This window comes from Actinomyces viscosus, assembly GCF_900637975.1.
GTDB lineage: Bacteria > Actinomycetota > Actinomycetes > Actinomycetales > Actinomycetaceae > Actinomyces > Actinomyces viscosus.
This window is the reverse complement of record NZ_LR134477.1, coordinates 1-22,140: the sequence shown is the minus strand read 5'-3', so window position 1 is coordinate 22,140 and position 22,140 is coordinate 1. Positions and strand designations below refer to the sequence as shown.

Here is a 22,140-nt window from a genome sequence, read left to right as displayed (position 1 = left end):
CACCACAACGACGTGATGTGCACCCCAGAAATAAAGCAACAATGAAGGCTCTTCGTGTTTGAGGGTGTGGTAGGTGGGGCTTATCGCGTGGTTTAGGTGGTTGTTGTCGGGTGGTCTTTGAGGCGTCCGGCGTGGATGAGGCTGCGGATGGTGTAGTGCGTGAGGTTGCGGAAGCCCAGGGCGATGCCGCGTAGGTGCTCCAGGCGCCCGTTGATGGCTTCGGTGGGGCCGTTGGAGGTGCGGGGGTGGTCGAAGTAGGCCAGGACGTCCTGGCTGCGGCTGACCAGGGTCCTTGCCAGTGTCTGGATCTCCTCCAGGCCGTCGGGGACGGCCTGCTTCAGGGAGCTGATGAGCTGTTGCATCAGGAACCGTCCCAGGCGGCCTGGACCGCAGCGTGGCGCTGGTCGGCGAACAGGGCCCAGGGGCGCTCGGCCTGGGCGTCGGTGAGCAGGTCGGCCCCGGTGCGTAGGGTGCGTCCGGCCTGGTAGAGCGGGTCGCCCGCCCGGCCCCGCCGGCTGGTGGTCTCGTGCTGGATGCGGCGGCGGCACTCATCGAGCTTGCCGGCGGCCAGGGACACGACGCGCGTAGGGGTCCATGACCGCCTGGGCCTTGGGGAGCTCCTCGCCGGCGGCGTTCTTGAACCCGGCGAAGCCGCCCATGGCCACCACCTCGACCCGCTCACGCCAGGACTTGCCCCGAGTGGCGAGCCAGGTCTTGAACGCCTTCTTGGACCGGCCCTCGATCACATCGAGAAGACGGGCCGGCCCCGCCCCGTGACGTACCGGGGGTCAGGTCGATGACCATGGTGACATAGCGGTCGCCCCGCCTGGTGTGGCGCCAGACAGAGGGGGTACCTCCCGCACGGGAGCGAAGCGCGCGGGGGCATCATCAACCCCGATCACCTCCACGCCGTCGAAGCGGTGGGAGTCGCCCAGCAGCGCAGACTGTGCGTGGGTCAGGATCGCGGTGCTGGCGGTGTGCCAGGAGATCCCCAGGGCGGCTGCTACCCGGGAGACGGACATGGACTCAAGACCCAGGGCCCGCAGCCCCCACTCGACGGCCGCGTGGGTCAGCCGCGCCCGCGGCTGGGCCACCCGGCTCGTGTCCTGTCTCCACACTCGGCGGCAGTGCGTGCAGGCGAAGCGCCGCACGCGCACCACCAGCTGCGTGGGTCGCCACCCCGCCGGCACGTGGGCCAGGCGCCGGGCCACCGTCCCACGAGCGACGCCTTGGGCCCCGCAGGAGCGGCAGAACGGGTCCTCCAAGCCGATGGGCATGCGGCACTCGATCAGCGCCCGCCCCGGGGTCAGGTGCTGGCCCACCGCGGTCAGCCCCAGGGCGTCCAGGCCCAGGAAGGTCGTCAGGTCAGGGCCGGTGAAGGCAGTCTCAGGCACGTCGAGGTCTCCCAGCTGGGTTGTGTAGCAGCTCCCATCATCGGGGGACCTCGCCCCCCACCCACCGCAACGACGCACCCACCACCCCCACCAAACAGATCAATAGGCCCTGCCTACTACACCCTCAAACACGAAAAGCCGCAATGAACGCGGAACGTTTCAGAAAAAAGATGTTCCACATACATACATCACCCACAAAACGTTTCTGCTATTCGTGCGCCACAATGTGACGCACGTTTTCAGACAACTGCGGCACAGACACCCAGGAAATCTGGAGATAATTTCGTTGTGAGATAGAATGATTCTTCTTGATTAGCGCCCCACGCGATCTTATCGTTACGTATAGCACATCAAGTTCGGCGTGCCCGACCGCCGTATCCAAAGGAGGGGAGGGAGGCAATGCACGACTCATCGCGTCTGCCCGGTCCGATCTCCACTCTCTGGGAGTGGCAGTACCGGGGGGCCTGCCTCGGCATGGACTCCGCGGTCTTCTTCCACCCCGAAGGAGAGAGAGGCGGTTCCCGTCGACGACGGGACGAACGAGCAAAGGCCATTTGTCAGGACTGCCCCGTCCTGGAGGAGTGCCGAGAGCATGCTCTGAGTACTCGTGAGCCCTATGGCGTCTGGGGAGGCATGAGCGAGGAGGAGCGGCGCGCTCACTACGAGCAGCAGGCACGCCGTTTCGCCAACGAACCGGCCTGACGCTCCGCCCTGTTCCAGGGAATCGACAGCACAGACGTTCCCAAGTCAACGTCCGGACAATTGTCCGGACACAGCGCAGACATGCAACAGACATTCTGCGTGCACGTGTTGAGGGGGAGGCACCACAAGGTGCCTCCCCCTCAACACGTCATGGCGCCGTGTGGCGCACATGATCTCAGCGGGTCACTTGGTGACGACCGCCAGGACGTCGCGGGCCGACAGGATGAGGTAGTCCTCACCGGCGTAGCTGACCTCGGTGCCCCCGTACTTGGAGTAGATGACGACGTCACCCTCGGCGACGTCGACCGGGACCCGATTGCCGGAGTCGTCGACACGGCCGGGGCCCACGGCCACGACCTTGCCCTCCTGGGGCTTCTCCTTGGCGGTGTCAGGGATGACCAGACCGGATGCGGTGGTCTGCTCGGCCTCAACGGTCTGGACGACGATGCGGTCCTCGAGCGGCTTGATGGAGATCGACATCGGAGACCTCCTCCTTCTCTTCAACGTGCAGTAGAACGGCTTGACCGCCCTCCCGAGGCGTACCCGACCGCCGTCGCGGGGGTCGGTCCGGCACGAAGCAGGAGTGCGAGTCGCAGAAAGCACCCGCCTGCGTCCCAGGACCAGGGCGAGCACTCCGCTGCGCCTGACGGAGAATCTACGACGGCGTTAGCACTCAGTCAACGCGAGTGCCAAAGCGCGGCGGTGGTTTCGCCCTGGGCGTCAGCCCTCGTCAGCGCCGGTGCTCCCGTGTCCAGGCGATGGCCTCTCCCACGCTCGCCTCGCGGCGCCCCAAGGTCGGCTCACGCCGAGAGAGGACATCGGTGACGGCCTTGATCGTGGCCAGGCGCTCACGCGTCCAGCTGACGGCCCAGCTGATGCGGTCGCGGCGGGCACGCGAGTCACCCACGCCCTCGACGTTGACGCCGACGGCACGGCAGATGGCGACCGCACGCGGCTCGTGGAAGTCCTGGGTCACGAGCAGGGCGCGCTCGATCCCGAAGATCCTGCGGGCCCGCACACAGGTGTCGTAGGTGTCGAAGCCCGCATAGTCCAGGGCGATCGCCTCGCTGGGGATGCCCTTGGAGGTGAGGTAGCTGCGCATGACGGTGGGCTCGTCATAGCCGACGCGCCGGTTGTCCCCGGAGACCAGGATGGCCTCGATACGACCACTGGTGTAGAGGTCGGCGGCGACGTCGAGACGATAGGCCAGCCAGGGCGAGGGCTGGCCGTCGGCATGCACGGCGGCCCCCAGGACGATCGCCACCGGGGCCCTGGTCGCATCGTCGGTATCGTCGGTATCGCCGTCACCGTTGTTCTCACCGGCGACCTCGATGTGCCCGGCGCTCATCGTCCAGGCCCAGGTGCTGGCCCCGGCCACGATGAGGCCCATGATCCCCACGACCACGAACGACACTCGCACCAGCCGCCGCAGAAGCGCCCTGCGACGACTCGTGGCACGAGGAGCCGGCTGCGAGCCGCCCCCGCCGTCATCCTTGCGGTGCGCGACGGCGTCGGGCGCACTGGTCGCGCTGATCCGCGGCTCCTCCTCGGCCATCAGCTCCCTGCCCGTCTTCTCGTCCCAGCGTCAGCCGGCCCCGCCGGCGTGCGGGGCGTCGGCGCACCACACTACCCACGCGGACGCTCACCCGCCTGCCAGGACCGGCTTGCGCGCCACCCAGTGAACATCACGCGCATCGGCGGGCTCGCCGTGGAATGATCGGGGTGATGGCTGAGAACCACGTCGCGCTCCTCCTGACGCCCGAGGGCTGGGAGCTTCTGTCCTCCCTGCCCCCTTATGACCCGGCGGATGCCCTGTCACTGGGACGTTCCCTGCGCGAGGAGGGCCACTCCCCCGCCCTGGTGGCGGCCGCTCTGACCCAGCAGCGGCTGCGTGCCCGGGCCACCGCCAAGTTCGGGCCCTTCGCCCAGCAAATGCTCTTCACCGCCGACGGCCTGGAGCAGGCCACCCGGCTGGCGGTCTCGGCCCACCACGCCGCTCGCTACGCGGCCGCCGGCGCCTCGAAGGTCGCGGACCTGGGCTGCGGGATCGGCGGCGACGCCGTGGCTCTGGCGGGACTGGACCTGCCGGTGCTCGCCGTCGACCGGGACGAGGCCACGGCCGCTCTGGCCACCATCAACCTCATGCCCTTCCCGCACGCGAGCGTCGAGTACGCCGACGCCCTGGAGATCGACCTGGCCGAGCACGGGGTGGACGCCGTCTTCGCGGACCCGGCCCGTCGGGCTCAGGGGCGGCGCATCGCCGACCCGGAGCAGTGGTCTCCGGCCCTGTCGAGGTTGCTCGCGCTGCGGGAGCGTGTACCCGCTCTCGGCGTCAAGGTCGCCCCCGGCATCGACCATGCCGCACTGCCCTCCGACTCCCACGTCCAGTGGGTGAGTATGGACGGCGACGTCGTCGAGGCCGCCATCTGGTACGGTCCGCTGGCCCCGGAAGGACCCGGGCGCTCCGCTCTGGTCCTGCGCTCGGGGGCCGACGGCGCGACCGCCTGCACACTGGCCGACCCCGGCGTCACCGACCCTTCCGAGCCACCAGTACAGGTCGACCCGATCAGCTCGCCCGACGACCTGGGCAGCATCATCCACGTGCCCGACGGCGCCGCCGTCCGCGCCGGGCTCATCGCCCACCTCTGCGAGGCCCTGGACGCCCGCCCGGTGGGACCGCGAATCGGCTACCTCACCTCGGAGAGCCTCCCCGACGCGGCGACAGCCCCCTTCGTGCGCTCATTCCGGCTCACCGAGATCCTGCCTCTGAGGCTCAAGACCCTGCGGGCCCGGGCCCGCGAGCTGGGGGTCGGGAGCCTGGAGATCCTCAAGCGCGGGGTCGACGTCTCCCCCGACGCGCTGCGCGCCTCACTGCGGCTCAGCGGTCAGGACTCGGAGACCTGGATCCTGACCCGTGTGGGAGACAGGGCCAAGGGCGCAGTCCTCGTCGTTGAGCCCATCGTCAGAGACTCATCGGCTGACTCTCCGGATCACTCATCGGCTGACTCTCCGGATCACTCATCGGCTGACTCTCCGGATCACTCATCGGCTGACTCTCCGGATCACTCATCGGGTGACTCTCCGACCCGTCGACACGGCGAGGCCCCCTCCGACTAGAGACCGACACCCTCCGTACCCGCCAGGGACCCGAGGACCCCGAGGAGACGACCAGGACATGCAGGACATGACTGACACGACCAAGAACCCGAGCACCGCCTCAGCGGGCCCCAGCTGCCGCCGGCCCGCCGTCCCCAGTCCCTGCCCTTCGCCAGCTCGGCCCGCTCCACGCTGGGGGTGGAGTGGGAGCTGGCGCTCATCGACCGCGACAGCCTCGACCTGCGCCAGTGCGCCGAGGAGATCCTCCAGAAGGTGGGCTCGGACCCGCACGTGCACGGAGAGATGATGCTCAACACCATCGAGCTGGTCTCCGGGGCGCGCCAGAGCGTGGCGCAGTGCGTGGAGGACATCGCGCTCGCCTTCGACCGGGTTCTTCCGGTCACCGATCCCCTGCGCGTGGACCTGGCCTCGGCGGGTACCCACCCCTTCGCCGACCCGCTGGTGCAGAAGGTGACCAACGCCGAGCGCTACGCCCGCCTGGTGGACCGCACTCGGCTGTGGGGCCATCAGATGCTCATCTTCGGCACTCATGTGCACGTCGGGGTCGAGGACCGGGCCAAGGTCCTGCCGATTCTCAAGGCGCTGCTCACGCGCACCGCGCACCTGCAGTGCCTGAGCGCCTCCTCGCCCTTCTGGGCGGGCGCTGACACGGGCTACGCGGACAACCGGGCCATGATGTTCCAGCAGCTGCCCACTGCGGGAGCGCCCGAGCAGTTCAGCACCTGGGAGCAGCTGGAGAGCTACACCGGGGACCTGGTCCACACCGGCGTCATCGAGGACTTCACCGAGATCCGCTGGGACGTGCGGCCCTCCCCTCGGCTGGGAACCATCGAGGTGCGCGCCTGCGACGCCGCGACGAACCTGACCGAGCTGGCCGGGATCGCGGCCCTGACCCAGTGCCTCGTGGAGTCCTTCTCCCGCACCCTGGACCGGGGCGAGGAACTCGACACGATGCCCGACTGGTACGTCGCCGAGAACAAGTGGCGCTCGGCCCGCTACGGCATGGACGCGATCCTCATCGTCAACTCCGCCGGCGAGGAGGAGCTGGTGGGCGACACGGTCGAGCGGATGCTCACCGAACTCGCTCCCGTCGCCGAGGACCTCGGCTGCGCCGCCGAGCTGGAATCCGTGCGCGCCACCCTGGAGACGGGCGCCTCCTACCAGCGCCAGATCGCCGCCGTCGGGGCCTACGGGGGGCAGAGGGAGGCGGCTGTCAGGCTGCTGCTGGCCGAGGCGCGCGCCGGCAGGCCCCTGCGCCCCACCGAGGTACTCTCGATGGCGGCCAGGCCCTGACAGACCCGCCCCGCACGCGCCGACGGCATCGGCGCCCGGATCAGGAGCGGCCGGTTCGTCCCCCCCATCTCGTCACGCAGGAGGCTGGTCATGCTGGTGACGGGGATCCCCAGGAGAGCGGGGATCGGGATCGTCGTGTGACCGTGGGAGAAGCTCCTCTCCATCCGGCGCGTCACCCGTGGCGGTAGCGTGGGACGCAGCCGTTCCAGGGTTGCCTGCGGTGCGCGCAGGTAGACCAGGACGCAGTCGTTGTTGCCGATCTTGAGCCAGCCGTTGAGCGTGCGCGCGTTGAATCCCTCGATCTCCTCCCACCGGATGAGGCCCACCGAGTCGCGGTTGAGGTGATCGTGCACCCCCACGGAGTCGATGACCAGGGTCGGTCTGGGACCGGAGAGGTAGCGCCACAGATCCACCAGGCTCAGCGGCAGCCCGATGACGCACGCGACCATGCCCATGATCGTGAGCATGGGCAGCCTGCGGGACTGCGACTGTCAAGCCCCGGGTTTTGTGGAGGCTGGTTTAGTTGGTTGTGGTTGTTCCTGGCGGTGGTGGTCGTGGTGGGTGTCGGGGCCCAGGCGGCTTCGTGCTCGGCGGGGGTGCGCATGCCGATGGCGGAGTGAGGGCGAATGGTGCCCGTACCAGTGGACCCACTCGGCGGTGGCGACCACGGGCGGCGTCGATGTCCTCCCAAGGTCCCTGGTTACGGATGAGCCCCGGCCTTGTACAGCGAGTTGAGCGCCTCGGCCAGAGCGTTGTCGTAGGAATCCCCCTTAGAGCCTACAGAGGCGACTGCCTCGCAGTCTGATAGGGCCTGCCCGTAGCGGATGGACCGGTACTGCACGCCGCGGTCGCAAGTGGTGCACCAGGCCAGAGAGATCAGCCCCGGTGCGTTTTCGCTGCCAGACGGCCATCTTGAGGGCGTCCAGAGCCAGGTCGGTGCACACTGGCCGGTAGGTGGTCTGCCACCCCACGATCCGCCGCGAGAACACGTCGGTGACGAAGGCGACGTAGACCCACCCCGAGAACGTACGCACATAGGTGATGTCGGCGACCCACAGCTCGTTGGGCCTGAACGCGCTGAAATGCCTTTTGACGAGGTCGGCCGGGCACCGGTCCGGAGGTGCCGAGCGGGTCGTCCTGGGCGACTTGGCGCGCCTGACACCGTGCAGACCCAGGTCGCCCATGAGCCGCTCGACGGTACAGCGGGCCACGTGACCGGCTCCGTGACGCTCGGCGACCTCAAGGGCGACCCCGCATCACGTGCATCTTGCGGGCCCCCAGCACCGAGTAGCTGGTTCTTGTGGACCCTGGATATCTCCGCCTTGAGGGCCTCGTCGAGCAACGACCTGGCTGATGGAGGACGGCTACGACGGGCGTAGCAGGCACTCGGGGCGATCTGCACACCAGCCTCGCTGAGCGTGGCGCAGATCGGCCAGGCCCCGAGCTCCTCCTTCTTGGCCTCGATGTACTGACAGATCAGCGCGACGGGCGCTCACACTCCGCCGCGAAAAAAGCCGACGCACTCCTCAGGATCGCGTTGGCTCTTCGCAGCTCTCGGACCTCCCTTCTCCAGCTCCTTGATCCGCTGCGCTTCATCGGTGGTGGTTCCCGGTCTTAGACCACCATCGACCTGGGCCTTCTTGACCCAGGAGCGCAGAGCCTCGGGGTGGACTCCCAGCTCCTCGGCGATCCTGCGGATCGCGCCCTTGGCCCGCGCCGGGTCGGCCAGCGCCTCCAAGGCCCGTCCTCGTGGCCCGCTCGCGCAGCTCATCGGGGTACTTCCTCTGTCCCATGACAGTGATCCTTCCGTGTCATCACCGCCTCCATCAAACCCGGGGCGATTCACACCGTCACACCCTTCCCGGCCGGGCATCGCCTGACCGCCATGTCGATGGCCTCACACACCAGCGAGGTGCGCACATGGCTCGGCCATCGCATACCCCACGACCTTCTTGGTGCAGCAGTCCAGAACCGTAGCAAGACAGACGAACCCGACCCACGCGCCTGATGTAGGAGGGGGTACCTCCCGCTTGCGGGGGAATGTCCCCGCACCACTCACGCCCAGGCTCGTGGGCAGCGGGAGTCGCGCCCCACCAGGTCGGGGCGCTCACCCGTGGTCCGCGGCCGGCACGGTAGGTGCGGACCTTCGCCCGCGGCTGCGCGGCCTCAAGGCCCAGGTCGCGCATGATGGAGCGGACCGTGGCACCATCCACCCTCACGCCACGCCGCTCCAGGTGGGCCTGGATCCTTCGGTACCCGTAGGTGCCCTCACGAGTCGGCAAAAGCGTCCTTGATCATGGTGGCCAGCACTTCTCTTCCGATGGCGGTGGCGCACTGGGGCCGGTCGCGCCAGGAGTAGCAGCCCGACCGTGAGACACCGGACCACCGGCACATCGAGGAGGTAGGGTAATGGCCTTCTTCGCGATTGATGAGCCCGTAGCGCTCGGTCACGGTCGTTCCTTCACGAAGAAGGCCGCAGCTTTTTTCAGGAACTCGTTCTCCTGACACAGCTCCCTGCTTCTCCGCTCTCAGCTTCGCGATCTCGGCTGACTCGGAGGCCTTCTTGCGGTCCTGGTCGGTAGCACGATCTTTTCTGTACTTTGCGACCCAGTTACCCACCGTCTGGGCCTGGGGATCGTACGAGGCCGCTACCGAGGCGATCGTGCGGTCCTTCACGGGTGACCTCACGCACGACCTGGGCCTTGAACTCCTCCGAGTATTTCGCTGCTGGCATGGTCTCCATCCTATCGACTCACGGGAAGAAAAACTCCCCCTGTCCGAGAAACACCACGCACTCCACTGCTCGCAGTACCGGTCGGCGTAACACGCATCCGCACCGTCGTCAGCTCCGAGGGACTTGAGCTTCACTCGCCAATTGGGCGTGTGAAGAAGCTGAGCTGGCAGCAGGCCCATCGTCGCATCTGGATCAGCACCGCTCACATGTACGGCAGCTGGTCAATGACCGTATGCAAGGTCGTTGTCGCCCTCGATGAGAAGCAGGTCGTCCTTCCGGGCGCCGTCGCACAGGGGATCTTCCGTAAGCGGACCGAGGCCCGGGCGGAGCTAGTCGTTGAGCGGATCAACGCCATGGACCCCATGAACGGATAACGTCCCCGCACGCCGACAGCATCTCGGCAGCGCCTCGCATGACCCGGCCCGTGCCCGGTCCGAATCGGATCGGGCACGGGCCGGACTCGTATCTGTTCCCGGCCAACGGTTCTCAGCTCGTTGACACGAGCTCCCAGCCGCGGGCCCGGGTGCGCTGCTCCCAGAAGCTGCGGTAGGGGCCGTCGGCCGTCACAAGTCCTCGTGCCGTCCGTGCTGGGCGACGTGTCCGGCGTCGTCGAGGACGATGACCTGGTCAGCCGCAGCAATCGTCTCGAGCTTGTGGGCGATGACGATGAGCGTCGAGGTGCGTCGCAGCTCCTGCATCGCGGCCACGATATTGGCCTCGTTCTCCGCGTCCAGGGCACTGGTGGCCTCGTCGAGCAGGACGATCGGCGCGCGCTTGAGCAGGGCGCGGGCGATGGAGACGCGCTGGCGCTCACCGCCGGACAGGGCCCGCCCGCCCTCTCCCACGCGCGTGTCCCAGCCGTGGGGCAGACGGTCGACGATCTCGGTGACACCAGCGAGGTCTGCGGCTCAGCGCACCTGATCGTCGTCGGCCGCAGGGTCTCCGATGTGGATGTTGGCGTCCAGGGTGTCGTCGAAGAGGTAGACGTCCTGGAAGACCATGGAGAGCTGCTCCATGAGCTGTGCGGTCGGCATGTCGCGCACGTCGGTGCCGCCCACGCGCACGGTCCCGGAGTCGGCGTCCAGAAGCGGGCGACCAGGCGGGCGATGGTCGTCTTACCGCTGCCGGAGGGCCCCACGATCGCGCACATGGTGCGTGCGGGGACGTTCATCGACACCCCGGCCAGGACGGGATGGTCGGCGCGGTAGCCGAAGACGACGTCGTCGAGCTCGACGGCTCCAGGATCGGACAGCGTGGCACGGGTCTGCGGCTCGGCCATGAGCTCGGCGTCCATGACGGCGTCGAGGTGGTTCATCATCTGACGGCGCTCCTCCATGCCCATGACGGCCCCGCTGATGTCGTCGAGCATGGTGGTGAAGCGCAGGCACATGCCGATGATGGCGACGGCCACGAGCGGCTCCATGGTTCCGGAGACGGCGAAGGAGGCGGTCAGGCCGATCATGGCCACGACGACGACCTGGCTCAGTGCACCGTTGACGACGTTACCGGCGGTCTCCCACTACAGGGAGCGCCGTGAGGCACGGACGCCGTCGTCCGAAGGCGGCCCTCAGGCGGCTGTAGCCGGTGGCGGCCCGGCACGAGCGCAGGGCCCTGACAGCGGGCGATCTCGACAACGCGGGTTGCCAGCTCGCGCTCGGCGGGCTCGGAGATCGACTTGCCGTGATCCATCAGGCGGCGTGCGGCGCGCACGAGTTCGGCGAACAGGGGCGCGGCCACCGTCAGCAGGAGGCCCAGGCGCCAGTCCCAGGCCCAGGAGCCGGCCCAGACGACGACGCAGGCGGCGGTGGTGGAGGTGAGCATGTACATGAAGTGGGCGGCGGACTCCCCGAGGGGCCACCATCTCCTGGCTGACGGCCCGCGACAGGCTCCCTGCGGAGTCGGCGTTGAACCAGCGCAGGGGCAGGCGGGCGAATCCGGTCGCCGACGGCGTGGTGGACGTCGTGCATGAAGCCGAGCGCCCGGACATTCCTCGGCGCTGTCCCTGGAACTCGGTGACGGCGGCAACGACGCCGCACACGACGAGGACGAGGAGCCACCCGCCGACGGACAGTCCCCATCGGGGCGCGCCGGTCCCCAGGGCGACCGAGGCGGGCAGGAGTGAGATCAGTGCGGCCCGGATGCGACGCCGTTGGCCGCGCCCAGGACGAGACTCGTGCGCGTCTGGCCGCCAGAGGAGTCGAGCATGAGCCTGCGGAAGCGGGCCAGCAGGGAGCGTACGGCTCCGGAGGCACCGGCGGCCGGCGTCGGGACCGGGGGAACCGACCGGCTCCGGTCAGGAACCTGCTCGACGGCCTGCTCGACGGAGTCCGGGGACGGAGCACCGGAGGCCTCGCCACCCGGTTCGTCGGCGAGGGAGGGCCCGTCCGCCCCGGTCACGGAGCTCTCGCCAATCGGGCCGGCAGCGCCGTCGAGCTCACCAGTCTGCCGCAGGAGGGCCCGGTAGTGGGGCTCGTTCACGAGGTCGTCATGGGTGCCGGAGGCGACGATGCGCCCCCGCTCCATGACGGCGATGCGGTCGGCGCCGCGCACGGCAGCCGGGCGGTGGGCGATCACCAGCACCGTTCGTTCCTTGACCAGGGCGCTCAGCGCCTGCTGGATCTCGGCCTCGGACTCGGGATCGGCCATGGCGGTGGCCTCGTCGAGCAGGATGACGGGAGTGTCCAGCAGGATGGCACGAGCGATGGCGATGCGCTGCTCCTGGCCTCCGGACAGGGCGGTGTCCTGTCCCAGGACGGTGTCGTAGCCGTCCGGCAGTGCCATGATCTCCTCATCGATGCGGGCCACCCGGGCGGCGGCCCGCACCTGGTCCAGGTCGGCGTCGGGGCGTCCGAGCGCGATGTTCTCCCGCACGGTGGTCCCGAGCAGCTGGGCGTCCTGGAGGACGAAGGAGACGGTGGAGTACAGGGTCGTCTCGTCCATGTCCCGCAGGTCCACCCCGCCGATGCGCACGGCTCCGGCGTCGGGGTCGGCGAAGCGGGCGATGAGGGTGGCCAGTGTCGACTTTCCCGACCCGGAGGGTCCCAGCAGGCGGTGACGGTGCCCGGCTCCAGGACGAGAGAGGCGTCGTCGACGGCGAGGGTGTCCCCGTAGGAGAAGGAGACGTGGCTGATCTCGACAAGGGCGCTGCGGGGCCGCTCAGGACGGTCGGCAACGGGCAGAACGGGGGTGTCGAGGACCTCGCACAGGCGCAGAGCCGCCGCTCCGGCCATCTGGTAGGACCAGGAGATCGAGGCGATGGTGATGAGCACGGCGGGCAGGACCCAGGGCGACCAGGGTCGTGGCCAGGACCTGGGGCAGGGTGACGGCGCCGGCATGGATGAGCAGTGCCCCGTCACCGAGGTTGACCAGGAGGAGCACCGGGATCGAGACCCAGGTGAAGGACAGGCAGGTGACAGTCACCAGGGGCATCGCCCAGGCGCGGTAGAAGGCGGAGAACTCGTCGGCCGCAGTGAGGTAGGCCGAGTGGGCGCGGCCGACGCGGCCGAAGGCCTTGACCACGCCGATGCCGGAGACGAACTCGACCATGGTGGAGGAGATGGCGGCGAGCTTGCGGTCCATCTCCACGGTCTTCTCCTTCATGCCGCGCATCGACACCGAGTAGGTGAGCACGTAGAGGACGAGTGTGGACAGCGCGATCAGTGCCAGGCGCCAGTCGATCCAGAAGGGCGCACACCAGTAGCGCCAACGGAGTGACGACGGCGTTGAGACGCTCGACGGGGCCGTGGGCGATGACGGTGTGGACCAGGGTCGTGTCGTCCTGGACGGCCTTGCGGATGCGCCCGGAGGTGGAGGCGGTGAACCAGGCCAGCGGAGCATGGGAGATGCGGTCGACGATGTCGCGCCGCAGCCGATCGCGCAGGGACAGGTCGGCCATGTGGGTGATGAGCAGGGCCAGGAAGTACAGGAGCAGCCGGGTGAGTAGGTCCCACGAGCATCATGACGGCGGAGCGGCACCTGCTGGGGGTCGGGCCCCACCCCGGCCCGGTAGGCGCGCAGAAGGATGTCGCCGAGCTGGACCAGTGCGACGTACGGCGCCACCGCCAGGACCGCGGAGAGCGGGACGAGGGCCTGACCGATCCTCAGGCGGGTGCACACGGGAGCGCCCAGGCGAGCGATGGCGGCCTGCCCCTCGCGCGAGCGCTGGGCGTTGCTCTGCGGGGGCTGATCGCCCGGCGCCTCGGCGGACTGAGTGCTCGCCGAAGGTTGCGGCGACGTCCTCGACAACGACTGAGTCTGCGTGCTCATGAGGAGCCTCATCCTTCCGTCGGCTCTAATTCTGAATACATTTCAGAATTCGATAAGGCCCGCCTTATTCTCACCGCTGAAGCGGGAGCAACCGTCGTCGCGGCGCACTACTGTGCTGCCATGGCATCACTGGCGCGACTGGGCCGGACCGACCGGACCGAGACCCGGTTTCTCGCGCGACGACGTCGTCGACGCCGGCACTCGAGATCGGCATCGCGGACTTCACGCTGACGGCGGGTGGCCAAGCGGCTGGGCGTGGCGGACTCGGGGCTGTACCGCACGATCGCCTCGCGCGAGGACCTGCTGGCCGCCTGCCTGGAGCGGATCGCCTCCCGGGTCGAGGTCCCGCGTCCGGGGAGGAGCTGGCCCGAGACGGTCCGGGCGCACGTCGAGGCCGTCTGGGGGATGCTGGAGCAGTACCAGGCCTGGCCGGCGTCATCATGGGGGTGCCGTGGGCGCACCAGCTCTTCGCCGGCCCCGTCTCCCAGGCGTGTCAGGTGCTGGTCGACGGAGGGCTTGAGGCCGAGGAGGCCAGGGTGGTCCTGGACTTCGTGGGCGACACCGTCATCTCCACGCACGCGCAGATCGAGGTCAATGCGCTCCCCCCGTCGGCCGCTCCGGGCTCCCCGCGCCGACCGGGCAGGAGCCGGCGGAGGACACCCCCGCCTCCGAGCGCGGCGGTTCCACGGGGCTGCAGGAGGCGAGCCGCCTGGCGGCCACCAGTCGGGCGCCGTCCCTGCCCGAGGCGCTGACCCCGAACGAGAGCTGGCTGGAGCGCGGCGGCCTGGACCGCAAGATCGAGATCATCATCCGGGGAGTGGCCGCCGGCGCGACACAGCAGGGGTCAGGGGACGCCGGCAGGCATCAGTGAATGACTGTCAGTGAACGACGCTGACGTCCAGCGGCATCCCTGAGTCCGGGGCGAAGTCCATGGGGCTGGGGGCAACGCCGGCGCGCACGGCCGCCGAGCCCAAGGCGGCGATCTGGGCGCCGTTGTCGGTGCAGAAGCGCAGCGGCGGCAGGCGCAGGGTGATGCCGGCTGCCTCGCAGCGCTCGGCGGCCAGGGACCGCAGGCGGGAGTTGGCGGAGTATCCACCTCCGACGACGAGCGTGTCGCAGCCGGTGTCCAGGCAGGCCTGGACCGCCTTGGCCGTCAGGGAGTCGTTGACGGCCTCGGAGAAGGCGGCGCACACGTCGGCGCCGGGCACCTCCTGGCCGGCATCCTCCAGGGACTCGACGTAGCGGGCCACCGCGGTCTTGAGACCGGAGAAGGAGAAGTCGTAGCGGTGGCGCTCCTTGTCCTTGCCGGCGGCCAGGCCGCGAGGGAAGCGGATGGCGCTGCGGTCGCCCTCCTGGGAGAGCCGGTCCACGTGGGGGCCACCCGGGTAGGGCAGCCCAGGAGCCGACCGACCTTGTCGGAGGCCTCGCCGGCGGCGTCGTCGAGGGTGCCGCCGAGCTCGACGACGTCGGTGGCGATGTCGCGGATGCTCAGGAGGTTGGAGTGACCGCCGGAGACGATGAGCCCGATGAACCGCTCGGGCAGGGGGCCGTCGACCAGCTCGTCGACCGCCAGGTGCCGATGACGTGGTTGACGCCGTAGACCGGCCTGCCAGGCTCGCGGCCAGGGCTTGGCGGCGGAGATTCCGACGGTCAGGGAACCGATGAGCCCGGGGCCGGCGCACACCCGCGACGGCGTCGACCTCGCCCAGATCGGACGTCGGCCTTCTCCAGCGCGGCGTCGAGGGTGGGCAGGAAGGACTCCAGGTGGGCGCGCGAGGCGATCTCGGGGATGATCCCGCCGAAGCGCGCCGTACTGGTCCATGGAGGTGGCGGTGACGTCGGCGAGGAGCTCGCGCCCCGCGCACGAGGGCCACGCCGGTCTCGTCGCAGGTGGACTCGATGCCGAGGATGGAGAGGATCGCTCACAAGCCCACAGCCTATCGCCTGCCGGCACGGGCTGACGCCAGGCGCCTTCGGGCACTGTCCCCGCTGGGCAACGGACGCGTGCGGCAGGCGGCACGACGCATGAGGAGGCACCCGTGACTGAGCCCGGCAACCCAGACCTGGTGGTGGGCGACGACGGCCTGGCCAGACCGCGCTGGGCCGCCACCGACCCGCTGCTGCGCGAGTACTACGACACCGAGTGGGGTATGCCGGTGCGCGATGAGCGGGGGTGTCTTCGAGCGGTTGAGCCTGGAGGCCTTTCAGTCGGGACTGTCCTGGGCGACGATCCTGCGCAAGCGACCGGCCTTCCGCGACGCCTTCGCCGGATTCGACCCCGAGATCGTGGCCGGCTCGGCAGGCGGAGGTGGACCGCCTGCTGGGGAATACGGGAATCGTGCGCAACCGGGCCAAGATCCTGGCCACCATCGACAACGCCCGCGCGACGCTGCGCCTCAGGGAGGCGGGCGACGTCGACGGCGGCCTGGCGGGCCTGGTGTGGTCCTACCAGCCGGAGTCGACTCCCCGGCCGCGCAGGCTGGAGGACGTCCCTACGCAGTCACCGCAGTCGGCCGCCCTGTCCCGCGACCTCAAGCGCCGCGGCTTCCGCTTCGTCGGCCCGACGACGATGCACGCCCTCATGGAGGCGATCGGGATCATCGATACCCACCTGGTCGGCTCCCACCGCCGCGGCAGCTCCGGGGTGTGGGCATAGCACGGCCACGGCCCGTCTTTCGTTGGTACCCTGTGACGGCCGTATCCGCTCCTTCTTCCCTCGTTCCCTTGATTCCGTCTCAGGAGGCACCATGACTGTTCACCCGGCCGTCCAGCTGATGTCGTCGAGCGGTCCCGCCGGGGAACCGGTGCGCCTGGCCCGGGCCGAGGCGATCCTGTGCGACATGGACGGCACGCTCGTGGACTCCTCGGCGGTCGTGGAATCCATGTGAAGCTCCTTCGCCCGCGACCACGGCATGAGCGAGCGCTTCGACGAGATCATGGCCTACTCCCCCGGACGCACCGGTATCGACACGATCCGTCGGTTCCTGCCGGAGCTGGCCTCGGAGGAGCACGACGCCATCCACGAGCGCTTCGCCCAGGAGGAGATCGTGCGCACGGCCGGGCGAATGGCCGAGATCCCCGGCGCCGCGGCACTGGTGACCGCGCTGATCGACGCCGGCGTCCCCCTGGCCCTGGTCACCTCGGCCCCGATCGAGCTCATGCGAGTGCGCATGCAGGAGGCCGGGGTCCCCATTCCGGCGGTTGCCGTCTCAGCCGACGACGTCGCCCGCGGAAAGCCCGATCCCGGCGCCTATCTCAAGGCCGCCGAGCTCCTGGACGTGCCCATCTCCTCCTGCCTGGTGCTGGAGGACGCCGCCTCCGGCTACACCGCAGCCCAGCGGGCCGGAGCCCAGATCCTCCTCGTGGGCGACGGTGTTCCCGAGGCCGACCCGCAGGTGCCTCGGATTCCGGACTTCACCGGGGTGACCTTCACCGTCGTCGGCTAGCCCCTCACACCGAGCCGGGCACTTTTCGCGTGGCCCAACAGAATTTCTGCAGGGGTACGCGAAAAGTGCCCGGCTCGGTGGATGAGGGTGGAGAGGTGGTCAGTGGGCGTGCTGGCCCTTCCACAGGGCGTGGCCCAGGTCGCGGTTGAGGCGCGAGATGACCTCGAGAGGCACCGACTTGGGGCACACGGCCGCGCACTCACCGATGTTCGTGCAGCCGCCGAAGCCCTCGGCGTCGTGCTGATTGAGCATGCTCACCACGCGGGCGAGGCGCTCAGGCTGCCCCTGCGGCAGCAGCCCCAGGTGCGAGATCTTCGCACCCGTGAACAGCATCGCCGAGGCGTTGGGGCAGGCGGCCACGCAGGCGCCGCAGCCGATGCAGGCGGCGGCCTCGAAGGCGGCGTCGGCCTTCTCCTTCTGTACGGGCACCGAGTGCGCCTCGGGGGCACCACCGGTGTTGACCGAAATGTAGCCGCCGGCCTGGACGATGCGGTCCAGGGCGGAGCGGTCCACGATGAGGTCGCGCAGCACCGGGAAGCCGGTGGAGCGCCACGGCTCGATCGTGATGGTGGAGCCGTCCTTGAAGGAGGGGTCCTCCGCCAGGTGACGCATGTGCAACTGGCAGGTGGTCGAGCGGATCGGCCCGTGGGCCTGCCCGTTGATGACCACACCGCACTGACCGCAGATGCCCTCGCGGCAGTCGGAGTCGAAGGCCACCGGCTCCTTGCCCTCGGCGAAGAGCTGCTCGTTGAGCAGGTCGAGGACCTCGAGGAAGCTCATGTGCTCCTCGATCCCGCTCATGGCGTACTCCTCAAAGTGGCCCTTCGAGTCCTTGTTCTTCTGGCGCCAGATCTTGAGCTTGATGTTCACTTGTAACTCCGCTGCTTGAGCTCGATGTCCTTGTAGACGAGGTCCTCCTTGTGGAGGATCGGCGGACGGTTCTCCCCGCCCCACTCCCAGGCGGCGACGTAGAGGAACTCGTCATCGTGCCGCATGGCCTCACCCTCGGGCGTCTGGGACTCCGCCCGGAAGTGACCACCGCAGGACTCACGCCGGTGCAGGGCGTCGATGCACATGAGCTCGGCCAGCTCGAAGAAGTCCAGCAGCCGGCCGGCCTTCTCCAGGGCCTGGTTGAGCTCGTCGGCCTGGCCCGTGATGCGGGCGTCGCGCCAGAACTCCTCCTTGAGGGCCCGGATCTGCTTGATGGCGTCGCGCAGACCGGCGTCACGCCGCTCCATGCCGCAGTACTCCCACATGATGCGTCCCAGGGCCATGTGGAAGTCGTCCACGCTGCGGGTTCCGCGCAGGGCCATGAGGCGGGCGACCCGCTCCTCGACGGAGCGCTTGGCCTCGGCGATCTCCGGGGCGTTCGGGTCGACCTTGCCCAGGCGCAGCATGTCCGCCAGGTAGTCGTTCATGGTGTCGGGCAGGACGAAGTAGCCGTCGGCCAGGCCCTGCATGAGCGCCGAGGCGCCCAGGCGGTTGGGCGCCGTGGTCGGAGAAGTTCGCCTCACCGGCGATGTAGAGGCCCGGGACGTTGGACTCCAGGTCGTAGTCCACCCACAGGCCGCCCATCGTGTAGTGCACGGCCGGGTAGATGCGCATGGGGACCTCGTAGGGGTCGTCGCCGGTGATGCGCTGGTACATCTCGAACAGGTTGCCGTAGCGGGCGGAGACGGCGTCCTTGCCCAGGCGGCCGATGGCCTCGGAGAAGTCCAGGTAGACGCCGCGACGCATCATCCGCTCGTTGCCGTTGGCGTCGCGCTCCTTGATGGCCGGGCCCACGCCGCGGCCCTCGTCGCACATGTTCTTGGCCTGACGCGAGGCGATGTCACGCGGCACGAGGTTTCCGAAGGCCGGGTAGATGCGCTCGAGGTAGTAGTCGCGAGCCTCCTCGGGGATGTCGCGCGGGTCCTTGTCGCAGTCCTCGGCCCGCTTAGGCACCCAGATGCGTCCGTCGTTGCGCAGCGACTCACTCATGAGGGTGAGCTTGGACTGGAAGTCTCCGGACTGCGGGATGCAGGTGGGGTGGATCTGCGTGTAGCAGGGGTTGGCGAAGTAGGCGCCCTTGCGGTGCGCGCGCCAGATGGCGGTGGCGTTGCAGCCCATCGCGTTGGTGGACAGGAAGAACACGTTGCCGTACCCGCCGCTGGCCAGGACGACGGCGTCGGCCAGGTGGGTCTCGATCTCACCGGAGACCATGTCGCGGGTGACGATGCCGCGGGCGCGCCCGTCGACGAGGATGAGCTCGACCATCTCGTGGCGGCGGAACTCCTTGACCGTCCCGGCGTGCACCTGACGCTCCAGGGCCTGGTAGGCGCCGATGAGGAGCTGCTGGCCGGTCTGGCCGCGGGCGTAGAAGGTACGGGAGACCTGGACGCCACCGAAGGAGCGGTTGTCCAGCAGGCCGCCGTACTCGCGGGCGAAGGGACGCCCTGGGCCACGCACTGGTCGATGATGTTGCGCTGACCTCGGCCAGGCGGTAGACGTTGTCCTCGCGGGCGCGGTAGTCGCCGCCCTTGACCGTGTCGTAGAAGAGCCGGTAGGTGGAGTCGCCGTCGTTGCGGTAGTTCTTCGCGGCGTTGATACCGCCCTGGGCGGCGATGGAGTGCGCCCGGCGGGCGAGTCCTGGTAGAAGAAGACCTTGACGTTGTAGCCCTGCTCGCCCAGGGAGGCGGCAGCGGCGCCGCCGGCCAGGCCGGAGCCGACGACGATGATGTCCAGCTTGCGGCGGTTGGCGGGGTTGACGAGCTTGGCCTCGAACTTGCGCTGCTCCCAGCGCCTGTCGATCGGGACGGGTGGGGGGCCTTGGTGTCGGCGATCTTCTCGCCCTCGTAGTACAGGCCGTCGATGAGTTCAGTCATAGTCGTTCACTCTCAGTGGGTCGCCGCAACACACTCGGCGAAGTGCTCGGCGGAGGAGCCGATCGCATCACAGAACTGCGGGTAGTAGTCGGCAGCGGACATGGGGGCGTCGACATAGCCGAAGAGGATCGCCGTCGGAACGATCATGAAGCCGGCGAACAGCGCGAAGGCCACCACGAAGGCGATCAGCCGGATGAAGGGGATGGTGCCTCCTCGCACCGCACCCAGCGTCTGCAGGGCCGACCACACGCCGTGCCACACGTGCAGGCACAGGGACACCAGCGCGATCGCGTAGATGAGCCACACCCACCACAGCTGGAAGCCGTAGTACATGTTGAGGTAGGCGCGTCCGTGCACGTACTGGCCCCCCGGCGTCAGTGACAGGGTGGGTGAACTGCAGGATGTGCCAGATGATGAACAGCAGGAGGATGACGCCGCCCCAGCGCATGGTGCGCATGGCGTAGCGGGAGGCGAAGTACTCGGCGCCGGGCTTCTTGACGGCGTACTTGTCGTTGCCACGGGCCCGCTTGTTGCGCACCCACAGGTGGAAGGCGCTGCCGGCGTGAGCCAGGAGGCAGGCCATGAGCGCCAGGCGGAGGATCCACAGGAAACCCTCGTAGGGCAGGATTGGTACGAGGATCGCGCGCAGGAACACGGCGTAGTGATCGTAGGCGACCTCACCCTCGAAGTAGTGGAGGTTGCCATAGGCGTGGAAGAGGACGAAGAACAGGAACACCAGCCCCGAGATCGCCATCATGCGCTTCATGAAGACGGTCGTGGAGAAGGCGGTCCGCCTCTTCAGGGAAGGAGCAGATGTTTTGGCCACGGCAAAAGGCTAGCCGGGATTGAAGCCACCTCGGCACCATCTGTGCCGCCACCAGCACCGATACGCCGACAATCCGCAGAATCTCGGGGATTTCGGAAGGCCTCAACGTCGGATTCAACGCTGCGGAATTTGCTGACGCCACCGTCCGAGGCCGCCTTTTCGTCATAGGGGTGTCAGACAAATCTGTGAGGCCTCGGACACTCGAGGCCTCCACCGCAGAAAGCCGTATTTATTGCCGGCCAACACCGTGCCTATCTGCTTCTTCACCCCCGGCGCAATCCTCCCGGTCGGGCGTGCGGATCTTTCGGCCGGGCAGAGCCGCGCGCTCGGCCCAGCCCGACTCAGCTCGGCTCAGCCCGGACTCGACTCACTGACCTCGGCCGCTCCGAGAGGGTCCAGGCGCTGCGCAGCGTCAGCCGCATGACCACGGCGTCCTCGGGCGGCGCCTGATAGTAGCGGCGGCGTCTGCCGATGGGACGAACCCGTGCCTGGCGTAGATCCCCTGGGGCGGTCTGATTCGACTGGCGCACCTCCAGCAGGACGTCGGGACAGCCCGCCTTCCGGGCGGTGTCCACGAGCTCGGCGAGCATGCCCGAGGCCAGCCCCGCCCGCGTGCGGCCGGGACGGTGGCGATGGTCAGCAGGTCGGCGCTGGTCAGACCACCGGCGTGGTAGAGGCCGGCATAGCCCAGGAGGCGTCCCCCCCGGCCCGGTTCCTGCTCGAGCCCGGAGCCCCACGCGGCTGTCGGCATGATCCGCGCCGTGTTCCTCGCCGGCACCGTCTGGCTCGACACCAGGCTCGGCATCAGTCTCGACGACGACGTAGCGGCGGTCGGCCCGGGGCCCCCGGGAGGCCTCCAGCTCAGCGGTCAGCAGGTCCCGGCTCCATGCCTCGGCGCCGAACAGCTCGCCTCGAGCCGGGCGATCTCCTCCAGGTCCGCCTCGGTCATCTCCCGCAGCCTGGGCGTCCGCCGTGCTCCCGGTCCCTTGGACACCTGAGTCACCCGGGGCCGGGTCAGCGCACGCGCTTTGCGCGCGGCGGGCATCTGCACGTCCGCGTGGCGCAGGTAGAGGCTGCACGCCCAGCTCCTCACCGCGGTCCAGACGGCCAGGGCGATGCGCACCTGGGTCAGGGCATCGCCGGAGACCGGAGCGAGCGCCTCGCGGGAGGAGCCCAGCTCGGCCAGCTCGGGATAGAGGGCGGCGCCCGGATCCGGCCACGGCATCGACGGCTCCGGCCCCCTCGACCTGCCCGGCGATCCGCTCGCTGACATGCTCGGCGACCTGGGTCGGGGCGCAGACGTCGATCTCGGTCAGGCGGGTGACGTTCGTCGGGCCCGTTGGCACGGAAGAGCGCCGCGTAGACCTCCCGCCTGCGGGCGTCGGTGGCGACCAGGACGACGGGATCCGTCTCGCCCCCGCGAGCCGCGAGCTCGTCGAGGGCGCGGCGGGCGACGGCGTCGAGCTGGAGACCCCGTGGACGGGAGGCCTCGGGTGCG

General features: G+C 69.0%; 15 protein-coding genes and 7 pseudogenes. 7 read left to right on the top strand and 15 right to left on the bottom strand.

The features are described 5' to 3' along the window. Nucleotides 1–92 precede the first annotated feature (92 nt). Nucleotides 93–1,394: pseudogene (locus EL340_RS00115) on the bottom strand (ISL3 family transposase). Between the two features lie 399 nt (nt 1,395–1,793). Between EL340_RS00115 and EL340_RS00110 the strand changes: the two are divergent. Beyond that, nucleotides 1,794–2,096, top strand: a complete 303-nt coding sequence (locus EL340_RS00110) for a WhiB family transcriptional regulator (RefSeq protein WP_126412898.1) — start codon at nt 1,794–1,796, stop codon at nt 2,094–2,096. A 183-nt stretch (nt 2,097–2,279) separates the two neighbouring features. Here the strand turns inward: EL340_RS00110 and groES are convergent, their stop codons facing one another. Together groES and EL340_RS00100 are read right to left on the bottom strand one after the other, a co-directional pair. Continuing rightward, complete coding sequence (gene groES, locus EL340_RS00105; protein ID WP_003781116.1) at nt 2,280–2,576, bottom strand: co-chaperone GroES; 297 nt, start codon at nt 2,574–2,576, stop codon at nt 2,280–2,282. Nucleotides 2,577–2,826: 250 nt separating this feature from the next. After that, entirely contained in the window at nt 2,827–3,651 is an 825-nt protein-coding gene (locus EL340_RS00100; protein ID WP_126412897.1) for a SanA/YdcF family protein, read from the bottom strand. Between the two features lie 170 nt (nt 3,652–3,821). Between EL340_RS00100 and EL340_RS00095 the strand changes: the two genes are divergently transcribed. After that, nucleotides 3,822–5,213, top strand: a complete 1,392-nt coding sequence (locus tag EL340_RS00095) for a class I SAM-dependent methyltransferase (protein ID WP_232023130.1) — start codon at nt 3,822–3,824, stop codon at nt 5,211–5,213. 114 nt (nt 5,214–5,327) lie between these two features. Next, entirely contained in the window at nt 5,328–6,506 is a 1,179-nt protein-coding gene (locus tag EL340_RS00090; protein ID WP_126412896.1) for a glutamate--cysteine ligase, read from the top strand. On the opposite strand, the gene EL340_RS00085 is transcribed toward EL340_RS00090, so the two are convergent. The 4 genes and pseudogenes from EL340_RS00085 to EL340_RS00065 form a co-directional block, all read right to left on the bottom strand. Further along, a complete protein-coding gene (locus tag EL340_RS00085; protein WP_126412895.1) occupies nt 6,401–6,961 on the bottom strand; it encodes a hypothetical protein in 561 nt (186 codons plus the stop codon). The two genes, EL340_RS00090 and EL340_RS00085, sit on opposite strands and share 106 nt — an antisense overlap. Nucleotides 6,962–7,141: 180 nt before the next feature. Next, nucleotides 7,142–8,299 (bottom strand): annotated as a pseudogene (locus EL340_RS15860) (IS3 family transposase); the annotation flags it as partial. A gap of 57 nt (nt 8,300–8,356) precedes the next feature. Then, nucleotides 8,357–8,788 (bottom strand): IS3 family transposase, encoded by a 432-nt coding sequence (locus EL340_RS15855; RefSeq protein ID WP_126412892.1) that lies wholly within the window; start codon nt 8,786–8,788, stop codon nt 8,357–8,359. Beyond that, on the bottom strand, nt 8,775–9,182 hold the full coding sequence (locus tag EL340_RS00065) for a transposase (RefSeq protein WP_126412891.1): 408 nt from the start codon (nt 9,180–9,182) through the stop codon (nt 8,775–8,777). The genes EL340_RS15855 and EL340_RS00065 overlap by 14 nt, the downstream gene beginning before the upstream one ends. 207 nt (nt 9,183–9,389) lie before the next feature. Here EL340_RS00065 and EL340_RS15205 point away from each other — a divergent pair, with 207 nt between their 5' ends. Beyond that, entirely contained in the window at nt 9,390–9,614 is a 225-nt protein-coding gene (locus EL340_RS15205) for a hypothetical protein (RefSeq protein WP_126415226.1), read from the top strand. A gap of 112 nt (nt 9,615–9,726) precedes the next feature. On the opposite strand, the pseudogene EL340_RS15850 reads toward EL340_RS15205, so the two are convergent. The 3 genes and pseudogenes from EL340_RS15850 to EL340_RS15695 form a co-directional block, all read right to left on the bottom strand. Then, nucleotides 9,727–13,506, bottom strand: a pseudogene (locus tag EL340_RS15850) (ABC transporter ATP-binding protein). 878 nt (nt 13,507–14,384) lie between these two features. Then, nucleotides 14,385–15,190 (bottom strand): annotated as a pseudogene (locus EL340_RS00040) (tRNA (adenosine(37)-N6)-threonylcarbamoyltransferase complex transferase subunit TsaD). Then, nucleotides 15,157–15,432, bottom strand: coding sequence for a hypothetical protein (locus EL340_RS15695; RefSeq protein ID WP_269471638.1), 276 nt, complete (start codon nt 15,430–15,432; stop codon nt 15,157–15,159). The pseudogene EL340_RS00040 and the gene EL340_RS15695 overlap by 34 nt, the downstream one beginning before the upstream one ends. Before the next feature lie 113 nt (nt 15,433–15,545). Between EL340_RS15695 and EL340_RS00035 the strand changes: the two are divergent. The 3 genes and pseudogenes from EL340_RS00035 to EL340_RS00030 all read left to right on the top strand — a co-directional run bounded on the left by EL340_RS00035 (nt 15,546) and on the right by EL340_RS00030 (nt 16,952). Then, nucleotides 15,546–16,162, top strand: a pseudogene (locus tag EL340_RS00035) (DNA-3-methyladenine glycosylase I). A gap of 91 nt (nt 16,163–16,253) precedes the next feature. Beyond that, nucleotides 16,254–16,394, top strand: a complete 141-nt coding sequence (locus EL340_RS15170; protein WP_232023129.1) for a hypothetical protein — start codon at nt 16,254–16,256, stop codon at nt 16,392–16,394. A gap of 24 nt (nt 16,395–16,418) precedes the next feature. Next, nucleotides 16,419–16,952, top strand: coding sequence for an HAD family hydrolase (locus EL340_RS00030; protein ID WP_232023128.1), 534 nt, complete (start codon nt 16,419–16,421; stop codon nt 16,950–16,952). 99 nt (nt 16,953–17,051) lie between these two features. Here EL340_RS00030 and EL340_RS00025 read toward each other — a convergent pair whose 3' ends face one another. The 5 genes and pseudogenes from EL340_RS00025 to EL340_RS15160 form a co-directional block, all read right to left on the bottom strand. Beyond that, on the bottom strand, nt 17,052–17,822 hold the full coding sequence (locus EL340_RS00025; RefSeq protein WP_003785183.1) for a succinate dehydrogenase/fumarate reductase iron-sulfur subunit: 771 nt from the start codon (nt 17,820–17,822) through the stop codon (nt 17,052–17,054). Beyond that, nucleotides 17,819–19,816, bottom strand: a pseudogene (locus EL340_RS00020) (fumarate reductase/succinate dehydrogenase flavoprotein subunit). Before EL340_RS00020 ends, EL340_RS00025 begins: the two are co-directional and overlap by 4 nt. A gap of 12 nt (nt 19,817–19,828) precedes the next feature. Further along, nucleotides 19,829–20,582, bottom strand: a pseudogene (locus EL340_RS00015) (succinate dehydrogenase cytochrome b subunit). Nucleotides 20,583–20,983: 401 nt separating this feature from the next. Next, nucleotides 20,984–21,232: a GNAT family protein gene (locus EL340_RS15165; protein ID WP_232023136.1), complete on the bottom strand. Its 249-nt coding sequence runs from the start codon at nt 21,230–21,232 to the stop codon at nt 20,984–20,986. Between the two features lie 278 nt (nt 21,233–21,510). Continuing rightward, nucleotides 21,511–21,867 carry a hypothetical protein gene (locus tag EL340_RS15160; protein ID WP_232023135.1) on the bottom strand — a complete coding sequence of 119 codons (357 nt, stop codon included), beginning with the start codon at nt 21,865–21,867 and terminating at the stop codon, nt 21,511–21,513. Nucleotides 21,868–22,140 lie beyond the last annotated feature (273 nt).

Coding starts and splice junctions, on each gene's coding strand:
- groES (WP_003781116.1), bottom strand. CDS start 2,576: ATGTCGATCTCCATCAAGCCGCTCGAGGACCGCATCGTCGTCCAGACC.
- EL340_RS00085 (WP_126412895.1), bottom strand. CDS start 6,961: ATGGGCATGGTCGCGTGCGTCATCGGGCTGCCGCTGAGCCTGGTGGAT.
- EL340_RS00030 (WP_232023128.1), top strand. CDS start 16,419: ATGAGCGAGCGCTTCGACGAGATCATGGCCTACTCCCCCGGACGCACC.
- EL340_RS15160 (WP_232023135.1), bottom strand. CDS start 21,867: ATGCCGTGGCCGGATCCGGGCGCCGCCCTCTATCCCGAGCTGGCCGAG.
- EL340_RS00110 (WP_126412898.1), top strand. CDS start 1,794: ATGCACGACTCATCGCGTCTGCCCGGTCCGATCTCCACTCTCTGGGAG.
- EL340_RS00095 (WP_232023130.1), top strand. CDS start 3,822: ATGGCTGAGAACCACGTCGCGCTCCTCCTGACGCCCGAGGGCTGGGAG.
- EL340_RS15170 (WP_232023129.1), top strand. CDS start 16,254: ATGACTGTTCACCCGGCCGTCCAGCTGATGTCGTCGAGCGGTCCCGCC.
- EL340_RS00100 (WP_126412897.1), bottom strand. CDS start 3,651: ATGGCCGAGGAGGAGCCGCGGATCAGCGCGACCAGTGCGCCCGACGCC.
- EL340_RS15165 (WP_232023136.1), bottom strand. CDS start 21,232: ATGCTCGCCGAGCTCGTGGACACCGCCCGGAAGGCGGGCTGTCCCGAC.